This is a genomic window from Streptomyces sp. NPDC005799 (assembly GCF_040630525.1).
In the GTDB taxonomy this organism is placed as follows: Bacteria; Actinomycetota; Actinomycetes; order Streptomycetales; family Streptomycetaceae; genus Streptomyces; species Streptomyces griseorubiginosus_B.
Window position 1 is genome coordinate 642 of sequence record NZ_JBEXXQ010000020.1, and the last position, 17799, is coordinate 18440.

Consider the following 17799-nt stretch of genomic DNA (forward strand, 5'->3'; position numbering starts at 1 on the left):
GGCGGGGGGCCGGGTGTGGCTCGCCGTCCCCCCCGCCCCCGCCTCTCGGATGGCCGGGACCGCGGTGGGCGCGACGGGGCCGGGGCTCCTTCCCTCAGGTAGTAGAAGGAGGTTCCGGTCCCTTCACCACCGCACTGGCTCGCACACCGCCGCGGTCCTCGCCGCGCCCGCGCCGCCGGCCGGTCACCCCTCATCCGGGCCGTCCGACGGTCGCGGGCCGTCCGTGATTGTCCTGATATGCGTGGGTTTCCGGTCCGCGGCGGCGCCTGGGCGCGACAGGACTGATGTCGGCGCCGCCGCGGACCGGAAGTCGGGGGGTCAGGCCTGGGCGCCGGAGAGGCGCTCCACGCCCCGCAGCAGGGCCGAGTGGTCCAGGCCGCCGTCGCCCTGGGCCCGCAGGCTCGCGACGAGTTGGGCGACCACGGCACCGACCGGGAGCGCGGCGCCGACCGAGCGGGCCGCATCCGTGACGATGCCCATGTCCTTGTGGTGCAGGTCGATCCGGAAGCCCGGCCTGAAGTCGCGGCCGAGGAAGTTGTCCTTCTTCCGCGCCAGCACGGTCGACCCGGCGAGGCCGCCGCCGAGGACGTCCAGCGCGGCCCGCAGGTCCACGCCGGACTTCTCCAGGAAGACCACGGCCTCGGCGCACGCCTGGATGTTGACGGCGACGATCAGCTGGTTGGCGGCCTTCACCGTCTGGCCCGAGCCGTGCGGACCGCACAGCACGATGGTCTTCCCCAGTGCCTCGAAGACCGGCTTCGCCTCGTCGAAGTCCGCCTGTTCGCCGCCGACCATGATGGACAGCACGGCCTCCACGGCGCCGGCCTCACCGCCGGAGACGGGCGCGTCCAGCACGCGGACGCCCTTGTCCCGGGCGGCCTTCGCGAGGCCGACGGAGGTCTGCGGGGTGATCGAGGACATGTCGATCAGCAGGGCGCCGGGGCGGGCGTTGTCCAGGATGCCGTCGGGGCCGTACGAGACGGCCTCGACCTGCGGTGACGCGGGGACCATCGTGATGATCACGTCGGCCTCGCGGACGGCCTCGGCGACGGAGTGGGCCGCGGTGCCGCCGGCCGCGGTCAGGCGGTCCAGCTTGTCCCGCTCCAGGGTGAAGCCGGTGACGTCGTAACCCGCCTTGATCAGGTTCTCGGACATCGGGGAGCCCATGATGCCGAGGCCTATCCAGGCGATCTTGGGGAGGTTGCTCATGCGGTGCCTCTCAGTACAGGGGGGCGGCGACAGGGGTCAGCGGGGCAGCCAGTCGAAGGCCTCGGCGCTCGGACGGTCACCCGGCTTGTACTCGAGGCCCACCCAGCCGTCGTAGCCGGCCTTCTTCAGCCGGCCGAGGAGGTCCTCCAGCGGCAGCGAACCCGTTCCGGGCGCACCGCGGCCGGGGTTGTCGGCGATCTGGACGTGGCCGGTCCGCGCGGCGAACTCCTCGATCACGGCCGGCAGATCCTCGCCGTTCATGGACAGGTGGTAGAGGTCCATCAGGAAGCGCGCGTTGTCCAGGCCCGTCGCCCGGTTCACCTTGTCGACGATCCCGACCGCGGCCGGGGCCGACACCAGCGGATACCGCGGCGACTCGGGCTTGTTGAGCGCCTCGATCAGCAGGATCGCGCCGATCCGGTCGGCCGCCCGGGCCGCGAGGACCAGGTTCTCGAGCGCCAGCGCGTCCTGCTCGGCGGCGTCGACGCCGTCGACGCGGTTGCCGTAGAGGGCGTTGAGCGCCGTCGCGCCGAGTGAGTGGGCGAAGTCGGCGGCCACGTCGATGTTGGCGCGGAACCGCTCCGACTCCTCGCCGGGGACCGACAGGGCGCCGCGGTCGGGGCCGGGCAGTCGGCCGGCGTAGAGGTTCAGACCGGTGAGCCGGACGCCGGCGTCCTCGATCGCCTTCCGCAGAGCGTCCAGCTCGGACCGCTGGGGCGTGGGGGTCTCGACCCAGGGCCACCACAGCTCCACGGCGGTGAAGCCGGCTGCGGCGGCGGCCGCGGGGCGCTGAAGCAGCGGGAGTTCCGTGAAGAGGATCGACAGGTTGACGTTGAAGCGCTGGTCTGCGAATCCCATGCGGGTCGGCGCCCCTTCCGTGTCGCGATGGTTCTGTGTTCCGTAGGGGTTGTATTCCGTATTGCGGAAGTTGAATTCTGCTTAATGGAAGACTGCATGTGCCGGTGCAGGGCTGTCAAGTACTCTGAGGTGGTGGCCCGGTCCAACGACGAGGTCGCCGCGCTGCTCCAGGAGTACGCCGACCTCATCTCGATCACCGGCGGAGACGCGTTCAGGGCACGCGTCTACGAGAAGGCGGCGCGCGCGGTCGGCGGCCACCACGCCGACGTCTCCACCCTTGACCTCAAGGGCCTGCAGGAGATCCCGAACGTCGGGAAGTCGATCGCCCGGAAGGTCCTCGAGTACTTCGACACCCGCAGCGTCTCGGCGGTGGAGGAGCTGCGGGCGAAGATCCCCGCCGGGGTACGGCGGCTGACGGCCATCCCCACGTTCGGCCCCAAGAAGGCCCTGACGGTCTACGAGGAACTCGGCATCTCCTCGGTCGAGGAACTCGCCGAGGCGATCCAGCAGGAGCGGCTGCGCGACCTCAAGGGCTTCGGACCGAAGACCGAGGAGAACATCCTGCACGGCATCGAGCTGCTGCGGTCCTCCGGCGGGCGCGTCCAGCTCGACGTCGCCATGGGCCTGGCCGAGGACGTCGTCGGCGCGCTCACCGAGGTGCCGGGCTGCCGGCGGTGCGCCTACGCCGGCTCGCTGCGGCGGGTGCGCGAGACCATCGGCGACATCGACATCCTCGCCGCCTCCACGAAGCCGGCGCCGCTCATGCAGGCGTTCACCCGGCTGCCGTACGTCACCGAGGTGATCGGTACGGGCGAGAAGAAGACGTCCGTGCGCACCACCAAGGGCCTGAACGTCGATCTGCGTGTGGTCCCGCCCGACTCCTGGGGGGCGGCGCTGCAGTACTTCACCGGCTCCAAGGCGCACAACATCCGCACCCGTGAGCGCGCCGTCCACCACAAGCTGAAGCTCTCCGAGTACGGCCTCTTCGACGTCGAGACCGGCGAGAAGATCGTCTCCGAGACCGAGGAGGAGGTGTACGCCCGCCTCGGACTGCCCTGGATCCCGCCGACCCTGCGCGAGGACCGCGGCGAGATCGAGGCGGGGCTGCGCGAAGAACTGCCCGCCCTGGTCGCCGAGTCCGACCTCCGCGGCGACCTGCACACCCACACCGACCTCACGGACGGACTCGCCCCGCTGGAGGAGATGGCCGAGGCGGCCGCCGCGCGGGGCTACGCCTACTACGCGATCACCGACCACGCGCCCGACATGGCGATGCAGCGGATGACCGACGAGCGGATGCTGGCCCAGCGGGCCCGGGTGCGCGAACTCGACGGCACCTACCCGACCCGGGGCCGGCGGGGCGGACTGCGTCTGCTGCACGGCACCGAGCTGAACATCGGCCCCGACGGCGAGGTGGACTGGCCGGACGACTTCCTGGCCGGGTTCGACCTGTGCGTGGCGTCCGTGCACTCGCACTTCAACCAGGCCCGCGACGCCCTGACCCGCCGTCTCGTCCGGGCCTGCGAGAACCCGTACGTGAACATCATCGGCCACCCCACCACCCGCATCCTCGGCAAGCGCCCCGGCATCGACGCCGACCTCGACGCGGTCTTCGCCGCCTGCGCCCGCACCGGCACCGCCCTGGAGATCAACGCCCACCCGGACCGTCTCGACCTGCGCGACGAGGACATCCTGCGGGCCTGCCGCCACGGGGTGAAGTTCGCCGTGAACAGCGACGCCCACGCCGTCCCCCACCTGGCCAACATGCGCTACGGCATCGGCACGGCCCAGCGCGGCTGGCTCACCCCGGCCGACGTGATCAACACCTGGCCCGAACGCCGCCTGCGAACGTTTCTGCGCAAGGGGCGAAGCTGACGCTCTTCATCGCCGCGGGCGTGTTCGTCGGCTCGCGGGTGTTCCGGGTGGGCGCTCGCTGCCGCGTGAGGAGGGCGGTCGGGGCGGTGCGACCGGCAGCTGACTGGAGTGCCGGCCGGAGACCCTGCGGCGCAGGGGGCGGGCTGCTTGTCTCCGTCGGTGGGCGTGTTCGTGGTGGCGCGGGTGTTCCGCGTTGGCGCTCGCCGGCGTGAGGGGGCTGGAGGAGGTGCGTGCCGGTCGGCCTGTGGGGGCCGGCAGGTTCGCGCTGAGCGCTCCGCTGGAAGTGCCGCGCTGTGCCGTCGGTCGTCCGCGGCGCCGTCGTGGCCGTTCGCGCCCGCGCGGCGGAGCCGCACATCGACCGCAGCCCCGCGCCCCTTCCGGGGCGCTACCGAACCGCTGCGGACTTCACCATGTCCGCTTGGCGGTGTGATCGGTGGTCGGTAGCGGTGTCGGCCTCGGGGTCTGCTGGCTACGGGCAGGTCGTGGGCGGGAGGGGTGCCCGCAGGCACGTACCGGGCGTTAGGTTGAGCGCGTGCGATTGAGAGTGGAGTTCACGACCGAGCCCTTCGATCTCGACGAGGCGCCCGCGCACGCGCTGGTCGCCCGTGAGGTCATCGAGGGAGCCGAGCTGGACGCAGTGGACGTCGGCCCCTTCGGCAACACGGCGGAGGGCGGTGCCGACGCCGTCCTGACGGCCCTGGACGCCCTGCTGCGCAAGACCCTGGAGGCCGGCGCCACCCGGATCACGCTGCAGGTCAACGTCATCGGGGAGGGCGGCGCGTGACCGGCACCGGGGACGAGCCGTTCATCACGGCCGTGAAACCGCTGGTCGACGCCATGGGCGGGGAGATGCTCCCGCCGGACGAGGCCGGCCCCGACGACGTCGTACTCGCCTGGGAGGGCGCCGACGTCGTCGCCGTACGCCTGCCGCAGCTCGCGGACTCCCTCGACCACATCCTGGCCGCCATGGAGCGCAAACAGGGCAAGCCCCTGGCCGAGCTGGACCGCAAGGCCAAGCAGGAGGTCGTACGGATACTCGAGGCGCGCGGCGCCTTCTCCGTACGCCACGGCGTGGAGACCGTCGCCGGCGCGCTCGGCGTCAGCCGGTTCACGGTCTACAACTACCTCAACCGTGAGAAGGAGAGCTGAGCGGGGCTGCGTGCGCCTGGTTTCGTCACCCAGAATTTTCAACAAAGTGTTGACGTGGCGTCGCGTGGGGGCGTTAGCTAACGGCACCCGCTGAAGCACGACGGCCGTTCGCGGCCACGGAGGCTCCCGTGACGTCGACATCCACGCCCCCGGGTCTGGCCCGGTTCAACGCCCTGGAGGAGCGGGCGGCGCACGCCGCGCTCCACGAGGCGTGCGCCTCCACGGCATGGGTACGGCGGCTGCTCACCACCCGCCCCTACGCCACCGCCGAGGACCTCTACGCCGCCAGCGACGCCGCCATGACCGAGCTGAGCACGGCGGACCTTCAGGAAGCGATGGCCGGGCACCCGCCGATCGGCCGCCCCAAGGAGGGCGATCCGGCCTCGGCCCGGGAGCAGCGCGGCATGGCCGGCGCCTCCGAGCAGCTCAAGGCGGAGATGCTCGAACTGAACCTGGCCTACCAGGACCGGTTCGGCCATGTCTTCCTCATCTGCGCCACCGGCCGAAGCGCCGAGGAGATGCGCGACGCGCTCAAGGACCGGATCGGGAACGCGCCGGAACAGGAACGCGAGATCGTCCGCACCGAGCTGGGGAAGATCAACCGCATCCGCCTCGCCCGGCTCGTCGAAGAGGAAGCCTGAACCATGAGCACCAGCACCACCGCCTCCGTGTCCACGCACATCCTGGACACCAGCGTCGGCCGTCCCGCCCGGGGTGTCGCCGTCCATGTCTCGGTCCGTAGGGGCCGGGGCGCGGACTGGCAGGCACTCGGCGGTTCCGCGACCGACGCCGACGGCCGGTGCAAGGACCTTCCGGACCTGCCGGAGGGGACGACCCACGTACGGCTCGACTTCGCGGTCGAGGCGTATTTCGAGAACAAGCAAGCCGATGCGCAGCAGGACGCCCCCGCGAATCGGGACAGCGGTACCGGTGCGTTCTTCCCGGAGGTGGCGATCACGTTCGCCGTCGTGCCGGGCGAGCACTACCACGTACCGCTGCTGCTCAACCCGTTCGGCTACTCCGTATACCGAGGGAGCTAGCTACAGATGCCCACCATTCTGGGACAGAACCAGTACGGCAAGGCCGAGAACCGAGTCGTCAAGATCACGCGGGACGGCGCCACCCACCACATCAAGGACCTCAACGTCTCGGTGTCGCTCTCCGGCGCCATGGACGAGGTCCACCACTCCGGCTCCAACGCCAACGTCCTGCCGACCGACACCACCAAGAACACGGTGTACGCGTTCGCCAAGGAGCACGGCATCGAGTCCGCCGAGCAGTTCGGCATCCACCTCGCCCGGCACTTCGTCACCTCGCAGGAGCCGATCCACCGGGCCCGCGTCCGCATCGAGGAGTACGCCTGGGAGCGGATCGAGGTGCCGGGGGAGGCCAAGCACTCCTTCGTGCGCAAGGGCCAGGAGACCCGGCTCGCGCAGGTCACCTACGACGGCTCGTCGTGGGAGGTCGTCTCCGGCCTCAAGGACCTCACCGTCCTGAACTCCACCGACTCCGAGTTCTGGGGCTACGTCAAGGACAAGTACACCACCCTGCCGGAGGCGTACGACCGCATCCTGGCCACCGAGGTCTCCGGCCGCTGGCGGTTCAACTGGACCGACGACGCCCGGCCGGCGCCCGACTGGGACGAGTCCTACGAGCAGGCCAGGAAACACATGCTGCGGGCCTTCGCCGAGACGTACTCCCTCTCGCTCCAGCAGACCCTGTACGCCATGGGCACGCGGATCATCGACCACCGCGACGAGATCGACGAGGTGCGTTTCTCGCTCCCGAACAAGCACCACTTCCTGGTGGACCTGGAGCCGTTCGGGCTGAAGAACGACAACGAGGTCTACTTCGCCGCCGACCGGCCCTACGGCCTGATAGAGGCCACCGTCCTGCGGGAAGGCAGCGAGGCGAAGATCCCGCCGGACCTCACCAATCTCTGAAGGACGAACCATGGCAGCAGCCCAGCGCACCGTCATCGAGAACTGTTCGATCGCGACGGTCGACGCCGACGACACCGAGTACGCCTCCGGCCACCTCGTCATCGCCGGCAACCGCATCGAGTCGCTCGGCGCGGGCCGGGCGCCCGAGGGCCTGGAGAACGTCGTACGCCGTATCGACGCCTCCGGTCATCTGGTGACGCCCGGACTGGTCAACACCCACCACCACTTCTACCAGTGGATCACCCGGGGCCTGGCCACCGACCACAACCTCTTCAACTGGCTGGTCGCCCTCTACCCGACCTGGGCGCGCATCGACGAGCCGATGGTGTACGCGGCCGCCCAGGGATCCCTGGCGATGATGGCCCGCGGCGGTGTCACCACCGCCATGGACCACCACTACGTCTACCCGCACGGCTCCGGCGACCTCTCCGGCGCCATCGTCCGCGCGGCCCGCGAGACGGGCGTCCGCTTCACCCTCGCCCGTGGCTCCATGGACCGCAGCGAGAAGGACGGCGGCCTGCCTCCGGACTTCGCGGTCGAGACGCTCGAGGGCGCTCTCGCCGCGACCGAGCAGACCGTCAAGGAGCATCACGACTCCTCCTTCGACGCCATGACCCAGGTGGCCGTGGCACCGTGTTCCCCCTTCTCCGTCTCCACGGAACTCCTGCGGGAGGGTGCCGGGTTGGCGCGCAGGCTGGGCGTGCGGTTGCACACCCACGGGTCGGAGACGGTCGAGGAGGAGAAGTTCTGCCACGAGTTGTTCGGCATGGGCCCGACCGACTACTTCGAGTCCACCGGCTGGCTCGGTCGGGACGTGTGGATGGCGCACTGCGTCCACATGAACGACTCCGACATCGCCGCCTTCGCCCGGACGGGGACCGGCGTCGCCCACTGCCCCTCGTCGAACGCCCGTCTCGCCGCCGGGATCGCCCGCGTCCCCGACATGCTCGCGGCCGGCGTCCCGGTCGGCCTCGGCGTCGACGGCACCGCCTCCAACGAGTCCGGCGAACTGCACACCGAACTGCGCAACGCCCTGCTCGTCAACCGTCTCGGCGCACACCGGGAGACGGCGCTGAACGCCCGCCAGGCACTGCGCCTGGGCACCTACGGTGGCGCCCAAGTGCTGGGCCGCGCAAGGGAGATCGGCTCACTGGAGCCGGGCAAGCTGGCCGACCTGGTGCTGTGGAGGCTGGACACCCTCGCCCACGCCTCCATCGCCGATCCGGTCACCGCACTGGTCTTCGGCGCGGCGGCGCCGATCACCGCGTCCTTCGTGAACGGCCGTCAGATCGTCGAGGAGGGGCGTCTGTTGCACGTCGACGAGGACGCGATCGCCCGCTCCACCCGGGCCGAGGCGCAGCGGCTGGCGCGGATCACCGCGCAGGGCTGACCGGTTCGAGGTCTCCGGTTCGAAATTATCCGCTTCGGGACCTCCGCTTCGGGACCTCCGCTACGAGACCTACAGCTCGAGATCTCCGGTCGAGGGGGACGGCCCTCGACCGGTGGCCGTGGACCCCGACCGGGCCCATGGCGGCCGTCTCCGGGGCGCGCATGGACGTGCGCGCCCCGGAACGGTTTCCCTCGCGCATGCAGGGCGGCGGCCGCGACACGCAGGAGGTGGTCCCCCCGATGGTGCACGCTGTCTCCCATGAATGAGTCCGGCCGTGTGGAGGCCTTCAGCGACGGTGTGTTCGCCATCGCCATCACCCTGCTCGTCCTGGAGATCAAGGTCCCCGAGATCGGCGAACACGGAGGCCTGTGGCAGGCGTTGGGCGCGCAGTGGCCCTCGTACGCCGCCTATGTGGTGAGCTTCCTGGTCATCGGCATCATGTGGATCAACCACCATCAGCTGTTCAGCTACGTCGCCCATGTCGACCGCACGCTGATGTTCCTGAACCTGCTGGTGCTGATGGTGGTGGCCGCGGTGCCCTGGCCGACCGCGGTCCTCGCGGAGTATCTGCGAGAGGACGCGGCCTCGCACGTCGCCGCGGCCGTCTACAGCCTGGTCATGGTGGCGATGGCGCTCACCTTCCAGGCCCTGTGGTGGCATCTCACCCGCACCGGGCACCTCTTCGACTCCCGCGTCGACGTCCCGGCCGCCCGGGCGACCCGCGCCCGCTTCGCCCTCGGCACCCTCGCCTACCCCGTCACGGTGGGCCTGGCCTTCGTCTCGGCCCCCCTGACCCTGGCCGCCCACGGCCTGATCGCCCTGTACTACGGCTTCAACCAGGTCCCGGTCCCGACCCGGGAGGACTGATTCAGGTCCGGCGGATCGCCTGACAGGGGGTGGCCCGGGGGAGATGGCCGGTGAAGAACGAGCGGGGCGGGACGCCCATGAGGGTGCGGAAGTCGGACGTCATGTGGGACTGGTCGTAGTAGCCGGTGACGGCGGCGAGTTCGGCCCAGGACAGCTCGGCGGCGTGGGCCAGCACGGCACGGACGCGGTCGATGCGGGCGTAGTGCTTGGGGGAGAGCCCGACACCCTCGGCGAACAGGTTCCTCAACTGCCGCTCGCTGACGGCGAGTTCGCGCGCCACTTCCCGCACGGGACCGGGCAGGTGCCCCGTGCGGACCGACATCGCGTCGACCCCCGCCCGCACCAGCCGGGTCCGGGAGCCGTCCGCGGCCCCGGCCAGCCGCTCGGGAAGCACAGCCGTGAGCCGGTCCACCGCCTCCTCGGGCTCCAGCCACCGCAGCTCGCGCGCCAGCCGGCGCGCCGTCTCACCGGGCAGCACGTCCAGGGACATGGCCCGGCCGACCAGGTCGACCGCCGGAACGCCCAGGAGGGGACGGGCGGTTCCCGGTGCGAGCCTCACCTCCATGCAGGCGGTGAGCGGCTTGCCGCGGTGGTAGGTGGCCCGCACGCGCGGTCCGACGACCAGGGCGCTGTGCCGGCCGCTCTCCTCCAGCCGGAGAACCACCTTGGTGTCGGCGTCCGGGAGATGGACGAACGGCTCCTCGGCGACCGAGCCGACGGCCAGCGAGTCGATGCGGGCGATCCAGGGCCGCAGCACGTCGGGCAGCGGCAGGGCGTGCCGGGACACGGGGTTCGTCACCCCTCCACGGTAAGCGCGGCGGACGGGCGCCAGGGCCCGTGGACCGTGCCGGAATTTCCTAGAGCGCGGGCCGCCGCCGGCCCACCGTTGAGGTCATGATTCTTGTGACGGGTGCCACCGGCACCATCGGCCGTGAGGTCGTACGACAACTCGTGGCGGGCGGCGAGAAGGTGCGCGCCCTCACCCGGGACCCGGAGGGGGCGCGACTGCCCTCGGGTGTGGAGGCGGTGCGGGGCCATCATCGCGACCGGTCCTCGGTGGAGGCGGCGATGGCGGGTGCCGATGCCGCCTTCCTGGTCGGCGTGTTCGGCCCCGACGACGCCGAACACGACCGCGGCCTCGTCGAGGCGGCAGGGGCGGCGGGTGTGGGCCGGATCGTGAAGCTCTCCGGGATCGGCACCGGCGACCCCGCCGTCGGTCCGGTGGGCTCCTGGCACATGGCCGGTGAGCAGGCGCTGCGGGACAGCGGGGTGGAGTGGACGATCCTGCGGCCCTCGGCGTTCGCCTCGAACACCCTGGGCTGGGCGGAGGCCGTCCGCGCGGGCACGCCGGTGCCGAACACGAGCGGCACGGGTGGTCAAGGCGTGGTCGATCCGTGCGACGTCTCCACGGCCGCCGTGACGGCGCTGGTGGAGGCAGGGCACGCGGGGCGGACGTACACCCTGACCGGCCCCGAGGTGCTCAGTGTGCCGGACCAGGCCGCCGTACTCGCCAAGTTGCTGGGCCACCCCGTCGAGGTCCGCGACCTGTCCACCGCCGAGGCCCGCGCGTACCTCCTGGGGCTGGGCTTCACCGACACCTTCATCGACGCCTCGGAGATCAGCAGGGAGTACGTCCGCAACGGCGGCAACGAGATCGTCACCGACGATGTACGGCAGGTGCTGGGCCGGCCGGCGCGCACCTATCGGGAGTGGGCGCAGGAGCACAAGTCGGCGTTCTTGCAGCGGGGTTGAGGCCGGGTAGCACTCGCCGGAGTCGGCCGACGCACAGGCCCCCGGCGGTGAGCGGGAGCGGGGCGGCCAGTGGGGGAGTACGCATCGGCATAGGGTCGGGGCATGCAGGAGATCGCGAGCCGGCTGACCGTGTCCGCCACGTCCTCGGCCCCCGCCCTGGTGCTGCGCCCCTGGCAGATGGCCGACGTACCGGCGTTGGTCGACCTGATCGGTGACGAGGCGCTGCGGCGCTGGACGCGCTGGGACGTCGAGGACGAGGCCGGTGCCGGCCGCTGGGTCCGGGCGCAGCGGCGGGGTTGGGAGGCCGGTGACCGCTTCGCCTTCGCCGTCGTGGAAGCGGCCGAAAGCGAAACGGCCGAAAGCGAAACGGGCGGATGTGAAGCAGACGTATGCGAAGCCGTCGGGGGCTGCGCCGCCGCCGTCGGGCACGTGGTGCTCAAGCGGCCCGTCCCCGGTGGCGCCTCCGCCGAGGTCGGTTACTGGACCGCCGCTCGTGCCCGTGGTCGCGGGGTGGCGCCGCGGGCGGTGCGGGTGCTGACCGACTGGGCGTTCGCGTCGTTCGCCGGGGACGGGCTGCTCCGTCTCGAACTCCGGCATCAGGTCGACAACGCCGCCTCCTGTCGGGTCGCCGAGAAGTGCCGGTACGGACTGGGCGCGGTGCTGCCCGCCGCACCGCCCGCCTTCCCGCTCGACGGACATGTGCATGTGCGGACGCGGGAGGCCTGAGCCGGGTCAGAAGCCGAACGGGCTGGGGTCCGTCGCCAACTCCTCGAAGAGCTTCCGCGGCTCGGGGACCAGCCGGCGCTGTTCGAGGTCCATCATTCCGCCGACCGCCGTGATCTCGGCCGCCACCGTGCCGTCCGCCTTGCGGATGGTCTGCTCGATGCGGAACGTCTTGCCCTCGGACCAGGCGAACGCGCATGTCACCTGGACCTCGTCGCCGGCGATCAGCTCCCGTCGGTAGCGGATGGTCGTCTCCAGGGCCACCGGGCCGACGCCTCTGCCGATCAGCTCCGCCTGGCTGATCCCGGCCGCCCGCAGTAACGACCAGCGGGCGTGTTCCGCGTAGTTGAGATAGACGGCCTGGTTGAGGTGGCCCTGCACGTCGGTCTCGTACCCGCGCACGGTCACCGGGACGGAAAACGGTTCGCTCACTGCTTCCTCTCCTCGTACGGCTCGCACAGTTGGACGATGTGACCGACCGATCTTGGCATGCCTTCCTACGCGCGGCGAGGCGACGCCAGCAGATAACGGGCGCCCGCGTGTGGGTCGTTGTGCTCGCTCACCTGCCAGCCGGCCCGCTCCAGCGTCCCCGCGCAGGCCCGCAGCGACCCGGGGTCCGGCTCGTGCACGGCCACCGCCTCCGGCTGCGGGGTCGCCCGCACCCGGTATCCCGGTGCGTCCCCCGTCGCGGGCCGGTGACCCGCCGCCTCCAGGGCGAGCGCCGCGGCCTGCACCAGATGCGACCGCTCCCAGCCGCACGGCCGGTGCGTCGCCCCGTCCCGGTTGGTCATCCGGCGCAGCTCCAGCAGCCCCTGCCAGGCGCTGTGCACCTCCCGCGTGCGGCCGGGCCCGTCCGCCGCCGATTCCTCGCCGCCGACCCGCGCCGCGAACACCCCGGTGGCGGGCGCCTCGGCCTCGACAGGCGCCCGGGGTTCCTCGGACTCCCGTATCCGATGCCCGGCCGGGGTCAGGAAGTGGTCGTGCGGCGGCCGCGGGTGCCGGAAGGCGAGCCCGCGCTTCACCAGGGCCGCGAGCTGCGTCTGCGTCCCCCTCAGCCGCCCGGTGACGGGATCGGCGGCGTCGATGACACGCCGCTGCGCGGCGGTGGGCGGTCGTGTCACGGCGTGCTCCCTCCCGGCGCGGAACGTCCTCGGCGGCCGCGCACCCGGCCCCACCTGGTGCGATCGGCCCATTCGAAGAGTACGACGGCGGTCTGACAACGGCGTGCCCCCCGGGTCCCGCTACTGCGCCGGCCGGATGTTCCACCCGGCGATCACCGGCCGCCCGTGCTCCGTCCCCAGCCGGCACAGTGTCCCGGTCGCCAGCTGGAACAGCGCCCCGCCCGACGGCGGCAGACCGAGCCGCCGGGCGGTCAGGACCCGCAGGAAGTGCCCGTGCGCCACGAGCACCACGGCGCCCTCGGTGTCCGCGAGGGCCGCGTCCACCTTGGCCAGCACCCGGTCCGCGCGCGCCCCGACCTGCTCGGGGGTCTCCCCGGGGTGCTCCGGCGGCCCGGGCGCGACCCCGTCCGTGAACAGGAACCACCCGGGCCGCTCGCGCTGGATGTCGGGGGTCGTGACGCCCTCGTAGGCGCCGTAGTCCCACTCCCGCAGATCCGGGTCCACCCGCGCGTCCCGCAGCCCGATCAGCTCGGCCGTGTCGCGGGCCCGCCGCAGAGGGCTGACGAACGCGGCCCCGATGCGGTGCGAGCGGATCAGCGGCACCAGTCGCCGCGCCTCCTCCCGCCCCCGCTCGGTCAGCGGAACGTCGCTCGACCCGGTGTGCCGCCCGGACCGCGACCACTCGGTCTCACCGTGCCGGACGAGGAAGACGTCACCCATGCGACCAGGCTAGGAGCCCGGCGCCGCGGGCGCCCGGTGAGCCACGGCCGGTACCGTCGGTGTCCGCCCGGTGGGCTACTGCCGGTACCCGCTCAGGAACCGTCCGATCCGCCCGATGGCCGCCTCCAGATCCTCCGCGTGGGGGAGAGTGAGGATACGGAAGTGGTCGGGGGCCGGCCAGTTGAAGCCCGTGCCCTGGACCACCTGGATCTTCTCCCGCAGCAGCAGGTCCAGGACGAACTTCTCGTCGTCGTGGATCTTGTGCACCTTCGGATCGATGCGCGGGAACGCGTACAGGGCCCCCTTGGGCTTCACGCAGGACACGCCGGGGATCTCGTTGAGCTTCTCCCAGGCGACGTTGCGCTGTTCGTACAGCCGCCCGCCCGCGGTGGTCAGCTCGCGGATGGACTGGCGGCCGCCGAGCGCGGCCTGGATGGCGTACTGGGCGGGCGCGTTGGCGCACAGCCGCATGGAGGCCAGCATGGTCAGGCCCTCCAGGTAGTCGCGGGCGTGCTGCTTCGGGCCGGTGACCACCAGCCAGCCCGAGCGGAAGCCGGCCACCCGGTAGGTCTTCGACAGCCCGCAGAAGGTGAGCACGACCAGGTCGGGGGCAAGGGCCGCGGCGGAGTGGTGCACGGCGTCGTCGTAGAGGATCTGGTCGTAGATCTCGTCGGCGAAGACCATCAGACCGTGGCGGCGGGCCAGGTCGAGGATGCCCTCGATGATCTCCTTCGGATAGACCGCGCCGGTGGGGTTGTTGGGGTTGATGATCACGACGGCCTTGGTGCGGCCCGTGATCTTCGACTCCATGTCCGCCAGGTCCGGGTACCAGTCGGCCTGTTCGTCGCAGAGGTAGTGAACGGCCTTGCCCCCGGCGAGCGTTGTCACCGCCGTCCACAGCGGGAAGTCCGGGGCGGGGATCAGGATCTCGTCGCCGTCCTCGACCAGCGCCTGTACGGCCATGGAGACCAGCTCGGAGACGCCGTTGCCGAGGAAGACGTCGTCGACGCCGACCTCCAGGCCGAGGGTCTGGTAGCGCTGGGCGACCGCGCGGCGGGCGGAGAGGATCCCGCGGGAGTCGGTGTAGCCATGGGCCTGGGGGAGCATCCGGATCATGTCCTGGAGGATCTCCTCCGGCGCCTCGAAGCCGAAGAGCGCGGGGTTGCCGGTGTTCAGGCGCAGCACGCTGTGGCCCGCCTCCTCCAGCGCGTTGGCGTGCTCGATCACCGGTCCGCGGATCTCGTAGCAGACCTCGCTGAGCTTGTTCGACTGCCGGAACTCCATGCTCGCTCGCCCCTCCGCTTTCGTGTGTTGCTTGGTTTTACCAAGTTTGAGCTTGGAAAGTCCAACAACGTGTCTAGACTGCGTCGCATGTCACCTCGCCGAAGCTACGACCAGTACTGTTCCGCAGCCCGTGCCCTGGACCTGGTGGGCGACCGCTGGACCCTGCTGATCGTCCGGGAGCTGCTGGCCGGACCCCGCCGCTACACGGACCTGCACGCGGATCTGCCGGGCGTGAGCACGGACGTCCTCGCCTCCCGGCTGAAGGACATGGAGCGGGACGGACTGACGAGCAGGCGCCGGCTGCCCCCGCCCGGAGCGGCGTACGTCTACGAACTCACCGAACGGGGAAGGGAGTTGCTGCCCGTACTGCAGGCCCTGAGCCTGTGGGGGCAGGAGGAGCTCGGCGACCGGCGGCCCACCGACGCCCTGCGCGCCCACTGGTTCGCGCTGCCCCTGCTGCGTGCCCTGGAGGGGGAGGGGCTGGTCGAAGTACGGCTGGAGGAAGGCGACTTCCATCTGTACGTCGGCGCCGAGGACGGCCCGGTGTACGGCGACGGGCCCGCTCCCGGCGATCCGGACGCGCGGCTCGTGCTCGACGCGGAGACCTGCGCGGCCCTGGCGCGCGGGGAGGTGAGCCTCACCGACGCGGTACGGGACGGGCGGGTCACCGTGACCGGCGACGGCACCCTCGCGAAGGCCCTGAGGGAGGCATGACGAAGGGGTCCACCGTGGCGGCACGGTGGGCCCCTTGACGTACCGTCAGGCTTCCGGCGGCACCCTCGAGGGCCGGCCCGAGCCCCGCGTCAGCGTGTACCCGCCGATCCCCGCGAGGGCGGCCAGGATCGCGCCCACCCCGGTCCACACCCACCGGTCGGACCACCAGCCGGACGACCAGCCGTCCTCGGGCTCGATGCCGGACAGCACCGCCGGCTTCGACGAACCGCCGTCGTCCGCCTCGGACGTGGACGACGCCGCGATCCCCGGCACCAGAGGCTTCGCCAGCGAGCCGTCGACCGCCGCCGAGCCGCCGATGTCCTTCGAGTCGACCTGGAGGGAGGCCTCGATCGGCTGGCCTAGGTCGGCCGTGGTCAGGTTCACCACCGTCAGCCGGACGTAGTACGTGCCGGGCAGCGGGTCGTTAGCCCACGGCTCCGACCAGGCGCGGACCGTGCGCAGCACGCAGGCCAGGTCGACCGACGTGGCGCCCTGCGCCGCCGTGCGCGTCTGCGCGCCGTACTGGCAGGCCTGGCGACGGCGCAGTCCGTCGTACACGTCGATCTGCCAGGTCTGGGCCGCGTGCGTCTCGGGCAGTTTCACCGTCGCCTTGACGGTGGGCCGCTGACCGGCGTCCGCGGGGAAGGACCAGTACAGGTAGTCGCCGGTGGAGGCGCTCGCGGTGGCCCGCTGTCCCTGGTCGATCTCGGCCGCCGTACGGAACGACGTGCCCGCCGTGGTCGGCGCGTCGCCGTCCGAGGAGGAGGACGGCGAGGGCGACGGCGAGGAGTCGGCCGCCGCGGGGCCCGCAGCGAGACCCAGGGCCAGCAGGGTGGCGCTCAACACTCGTGCGATCCGCATCAGTTGGTCCTCCAGACCGCTACCCGCCAGCGCGACAGCCAGCCCCAGATCAGACCGGCCAGGAACCCGACCAGCACCAGCACCCCGAGCAGCCACCAGCCGCGGCCCAGCCCGAAGGAGGCCACGTCGCTCGCGTGCGAGGGGCCGTCGACGACGTCGACGGTCAGCTCCAGCGGCAGACCGGGAGTGGTCTTCACACCCGAGGCGGCCGAGAAGGAGTTCGTGACCTGCAGGCACACCGTCTCGGCGGCCGGTTTGTCGCTGTCGTCGTCCCGTTCGGGCTTGGGATAGCGCAGCCCGGTGGAGATGACGTCCGTGCGCCCGTCGCCCGCGGCCTCGCCGCGCACGATCTCGCGGCCGTGCACCGTGACGGCCCGCAGCAGCGCCCCGTAGGCGGGATTGACGGCGCGGTCGGCCGCCACGCTCACCGAGGCGCGCAGCTCCTGACCCGCCTGCACGTCCACCCGGTACCAGCGCTCCTGCCCGAACTCCTCGCGGTCCGTGTAGAGACCGGACTTCAGGGTCGGCGCGTCCGTGCACCGCCCGGTGCCCTCGGTGGCCACCGGCGTCACCACCGGGTCGGCCGCGCGGTCCACCAACTGGTTGACCTTGTCGGTGAGTTCGTCGGTGTGCTCGACCGAGGTGTACGTGCCGCCGGTCGCCTCCGCGATACAACTGAGCTGCTTGTTCAGCTTGGTGCTGGGAACCAGGCCGAGCGTGTCGATGGTCGTGCCGATGCCCTTGGCGGCGATCTCGCGCGCCACCTCGCACGGGTCCAGCGGGGCGCAGGTGTCCTCGCCGTCGGTGATCAGCACGATCCGCTTGGAGCCCGCACCGCTGCCGAGGTCGTCGGCCGCCTTCAGCAGAGCCGGACCGATCGGCGTCCAGCCGGTCGGCGAGAGGGTCGCCACGGCCGTCTTGGCCTCGGTGCGGTCGAGCGTGCTGACCGGGTAGAGCTGCGCGGTGTCCTTGCAGCCCGTCTGCCGGTCGTTGCCCGGGTAGTTGGCGCCGAGCGTACCGATGCCGAGCTGGACCTCCTCGGGCGTGGCGTCGAGCACCTCGTTGAACGCCTGCTTCGCCGCCGCCATCCGGGTCCCGCCGTCGATGTCCCGGGTCCGCATGGAGCCACTGACGTCGAGCACGAGGTCGACCTTGGGCGGGGCCTCGCCCGTGGGTTCGCCGGCACGGGCAGCGGCCGGGAAGACGAGCCCGGCCGCCAGGGTGGCGAGCAGAGCGCACACTCCTGCCGCCAGCCGTTGTGTTCTGATCATCGGCGGATCCTATTGATCAGTCGGGCCGTGATCCAAAACGAGCGGGATGGTATGTGACATAG

Annotated in this window: 20 protein-coding genes; 11 read left to right on the top strand and 9 right to left on the bottom strand. The window is 71.6% G+C overall.

Annotation, left to right across the window (positions count from 1 at the left end; all coding sequences use genetic code 11):
- Nucleotides 1-318: 318 nt before the first annotated feature.
- Both ABZ453_RS20590 and ABZ453_RS20595 read right to left on the bottom strand, forming a co-directional pair.
- A complete protein-coding gene (locus ABZ453_RS20590; protein ID WP_359016370.1) occupies nucleotides 319-1209 on the bottom strand; it encodes a 2-hydroxy-3-oxopropionate reductase in 891 nt (296 codons plus the stop codon).
- Between the two features lie 36 nt (nucleotides 1210-1245).
- Nucleotides 1246-2067, bottom strand: a complete 822-nt coding sequence (locus ABZ453_RS20595) for a TIM barrel protein (RefSeq protein ID WP_359016371.1) — start codon at nucleotides 2065-2067, stop codon at nucleotides 1246-1248.
- 132 nt (nucleotides 2068-2199) lie between these two features.
- Here ABZ453_RS20595 and polX point away from each other — a divergent pair, with 132 nt between their 5' ends.
- From polX to ABZ453_RS20635, 8 genes are all read left to right on the top strand, one after another.
- On the top strand, nucleotides 2200-3942 hold the full coding sequence (polX, locus tag ABZ453_RS20600) for a DNA polymerase/3'-5' exonuclease PolX (RefSeq protein ID WP_359016372.1): 1743 nt from the start codon (nucleotides 2200-2202) through the stop codon (nucleotides 3940-3942).
- Between the two features lie 532 nt (nucleotides 3943-4474).
- Nucleotides 4475-4726, top strand: a complete 252-nt coding sequence (locus tag ABZ453_RS20605) for a hypothetical protein (RefSeq protein ID WP_133041743.1) — start codon at nucleotides 4475-4477, stop codon at nucleotides 4724-4726.
- The gene (locus ABZ453_RS20610; RefSeq protein WP_356761048.1) at nucleotides 4723-5091 is read left to right on the top strand and encodes a helix-turn-helix domain-containing protein; all 369 of its coding nucleotides are present in this window, start codon (nucleotides 4723-4725) and stop codon (nucleotides 5089-5091) included. Before ABZ453_RS20605 ends, ABZ453_RS20610 begins: the two co-directional genes overlap by 4 nt.
- 128 nt (nucleotides 5092-5219) lie before the next feature.
- Nucleotides 5220-5732 (top strand): 2-oxo-4-hydroxy-4-carboxy-5-ureidoimidazoline decarboxylase, encoded by a 513-nt coding sequence (uraD, locus tag ABZ453_RS20615; RefSeq protein WP_359016373.1) that lies wholly within the window; start codon nucleotides 5220-5222, stop codon nucleotides 5730-5732.
- Nucleotides 5733-5735: 3 nt separating this feature from the next.
- Nucleotides 5736-6131, top strand: a complete 396-nt coding sequence (uraH, locus tag ABZ453_RS20620) for a hydroxyisourate hydrolase (protein WP_359016374.1) — start codon at nucleotides 5736-5738, stop codon at nucleotides 6129-6131.
- A gap of 6 nt (nucleotides 6132-6137) precedes the next feature.
- Nucleotides 6138-7034, top strand: a complete 897-nt coding sequence (pucL, locus tag ABZ453_RS20625) for a factor-independent urate hydroxylase (RefSeq protein WP_359016375.1) — start codon at nucleotides 6138-6140, stop codon at nucleotides 7032-7034.
- Nucleotides 7035-7044: 10 nt separating this feature from the next.
- A complete protein-coding gene (locus tag ABZ453_RS20630; protein WP_359016376.1) occupies nucleotides 7045-8424 on the top strand; it encodes an 8-oxoguanine deaminase in 1380 nt (459 codons plus the stop codon).
- Nucleotides 8425-8682: 258 nt separating this feature from the next.
- Nucleotides 8683-9291, top strand: coding sequence for a TMEM175 family protein (locus ABZ453_RS20635; protein ID WP_359016377.1), 609 nt, complete (start codon nucleotides 8683-8685; stop codon nucleotides 9289-9291).
- Between the two features lies 1 nt (nucleotide 9292).
- Here ABZ453_RS20635 and ABZ453_RS20640 read toward each other — a convergent pair whose 3' ends face one another.
- Nucleotides 9293-10090: a helix-turn-helix domain-containing protein gene (locus tag ABZ453_RS20640; protein ID WP_359016378.1), complete on the bottom strand. Its 798-nt coding sequence runs from the start codon at nucleotides 10088-10090 to the stop codon at nucleotides 9293-9295.
- Between the two features lie 95 nt (nucleotides 10091-10185).
- On the opposite strand from ABZ453_RS20640, the gene ABZ453_RS20645 reads away from it, so the two are divergent.
- Complete coding sequence (locus ABZ453_RS20645; RefSeq protein ID WP_359016379.1) at nucleotides 10186-11043, top strand: NAD(P)H-binding protein; 858 nt, start codon at nucleotides 10186-10188, stop codon at nucleotides 11041-11043.
- 102 nt (nucleotides 11044-11145) lie between these two features.
- Nucleotides 11146-11769, top strand: a complete 624-nt coding sequence (locus tag ABZ453_RS20650) for a GNAT family N-acetyltransferase (protein WP_359016380.1) — start codon at nucleotides 11146-11148, stop codon at nucleotides 11767-11769.
- A gap of 6 nt (nucleotides 11770-11775) precedes the next feature.
- Here the strand turns inward: ABZ453_RS20650 and ABZ453_RS20655 are convergent, their stop codons facing one another.
- The 4 genes from ABZ453_RS20655 to ABZ453_RS20670 form a co-directional block, all read right to left on the bottom strand.
- On the bottom strand, nucleotides 11776-12198 hold the full coding sequence (locus ABZ453_RS20655) for an acyl-CoA thioesterase (protein ID WP_359016381.1): 423 nt from the start codon (nucleotides 12196-12198) through the stop codon (nucleotides 11776-11778).
- Nucleotides 12199-12263: 65 nt separating this feature from the next.
- Complete coding sequence (locus ABZ453_RS20660; RefSeq protein ID WP_359016382.1) at nucleotides 12264-12887, bottom strand: hypothetical protein; 624 nt, start codon at nucleotides 12885-12887, stop codon at nucleotides 12264-12266.
- Between the two features lie 120 nt (nucleotides 12888-13007).
- Nucleotides 13008-13607 carry a histidine phosphatase family protein gene (locus ABZ453_RS20665; protein WP_359016383.1) on the bottom strand — a complete coding sequence of 200 codons (600 nt, stop codon included), beginning with the start codon at nucleotides 13605-13607 and terminating at the stop codon, nucleotides 13008-13010.
- A 75-nt stretch (nucleotides 13608-13682) separates the two neighbouring features.
- The gene (locus ABZ453_RS20670; RefSeq protein WP_359016384.1) at nucleotides 13683-14891 is read right to left on the bottom strand and encodes a pyridoxal phosphate-dependent aminotransferase; all 1209 of its coding nucleotides are present in this window, start codon (nucleotides 14889-14891) and stop codon (nucleotides 13683-13685) included.
- An 87-nt stretch (nucleotides 14892-14978) separates the two neighbouring features.
- On the opposite strand from ABZ453_RS20670, the gene ABZ453_RS20675 reads away from it, so the two are divergent.
- Nucleotides 14979-15605 (top strand): winged helix-turn-helix transcriptional regulator, encoded by a 627-nt coding sequence (locus tag ABZ453_RS20675; protein ID WP_359016385.1) that lies wholly within the window; start codon nucleotides 14979-14981, stop codon nucleotides 15603-15605.
- Between the two features lie 45 nt (nucleotides 15606-15650).
- Here ABZ453_RS20675 and ABZ453_RS20680 read toward each other — a convergent pair whose 3' ends face one another.
- Both ABZ453_RS20680 and ABZ453_RS20685 read right to left on the bottom strand, forming a co-directional pair.
- On the bottom strand, nucleotides 15651-16466 hold the full coding sequence (locus tag ABZ453_RS20680) for a hypothetical protein (protein ID WP_359016386.1): 816 nt from the start codon (nucleotides 16464-16466) through the stop codon (nucleotides 15651-15653).
- The gene (locus ABZ453_RS20685; protein WP_359016387.1) at nucleotides 16466-17737 is read right to left on the bottom strand and encodes a VWA domain-containing protein; all 1272 of its coding nucleotides are present in this window, start codon (nucleotides 17735-17737) and stop codon (nucleotides 16466-16468) included. Before ABZ453_RS20685 ends, ABZ453_RS20680 begins: the two co-directional genes overlap by 1 nt.
- Between the last annotated feature and the right edge of the window lie 62 nt (nucleotides 17738-17799).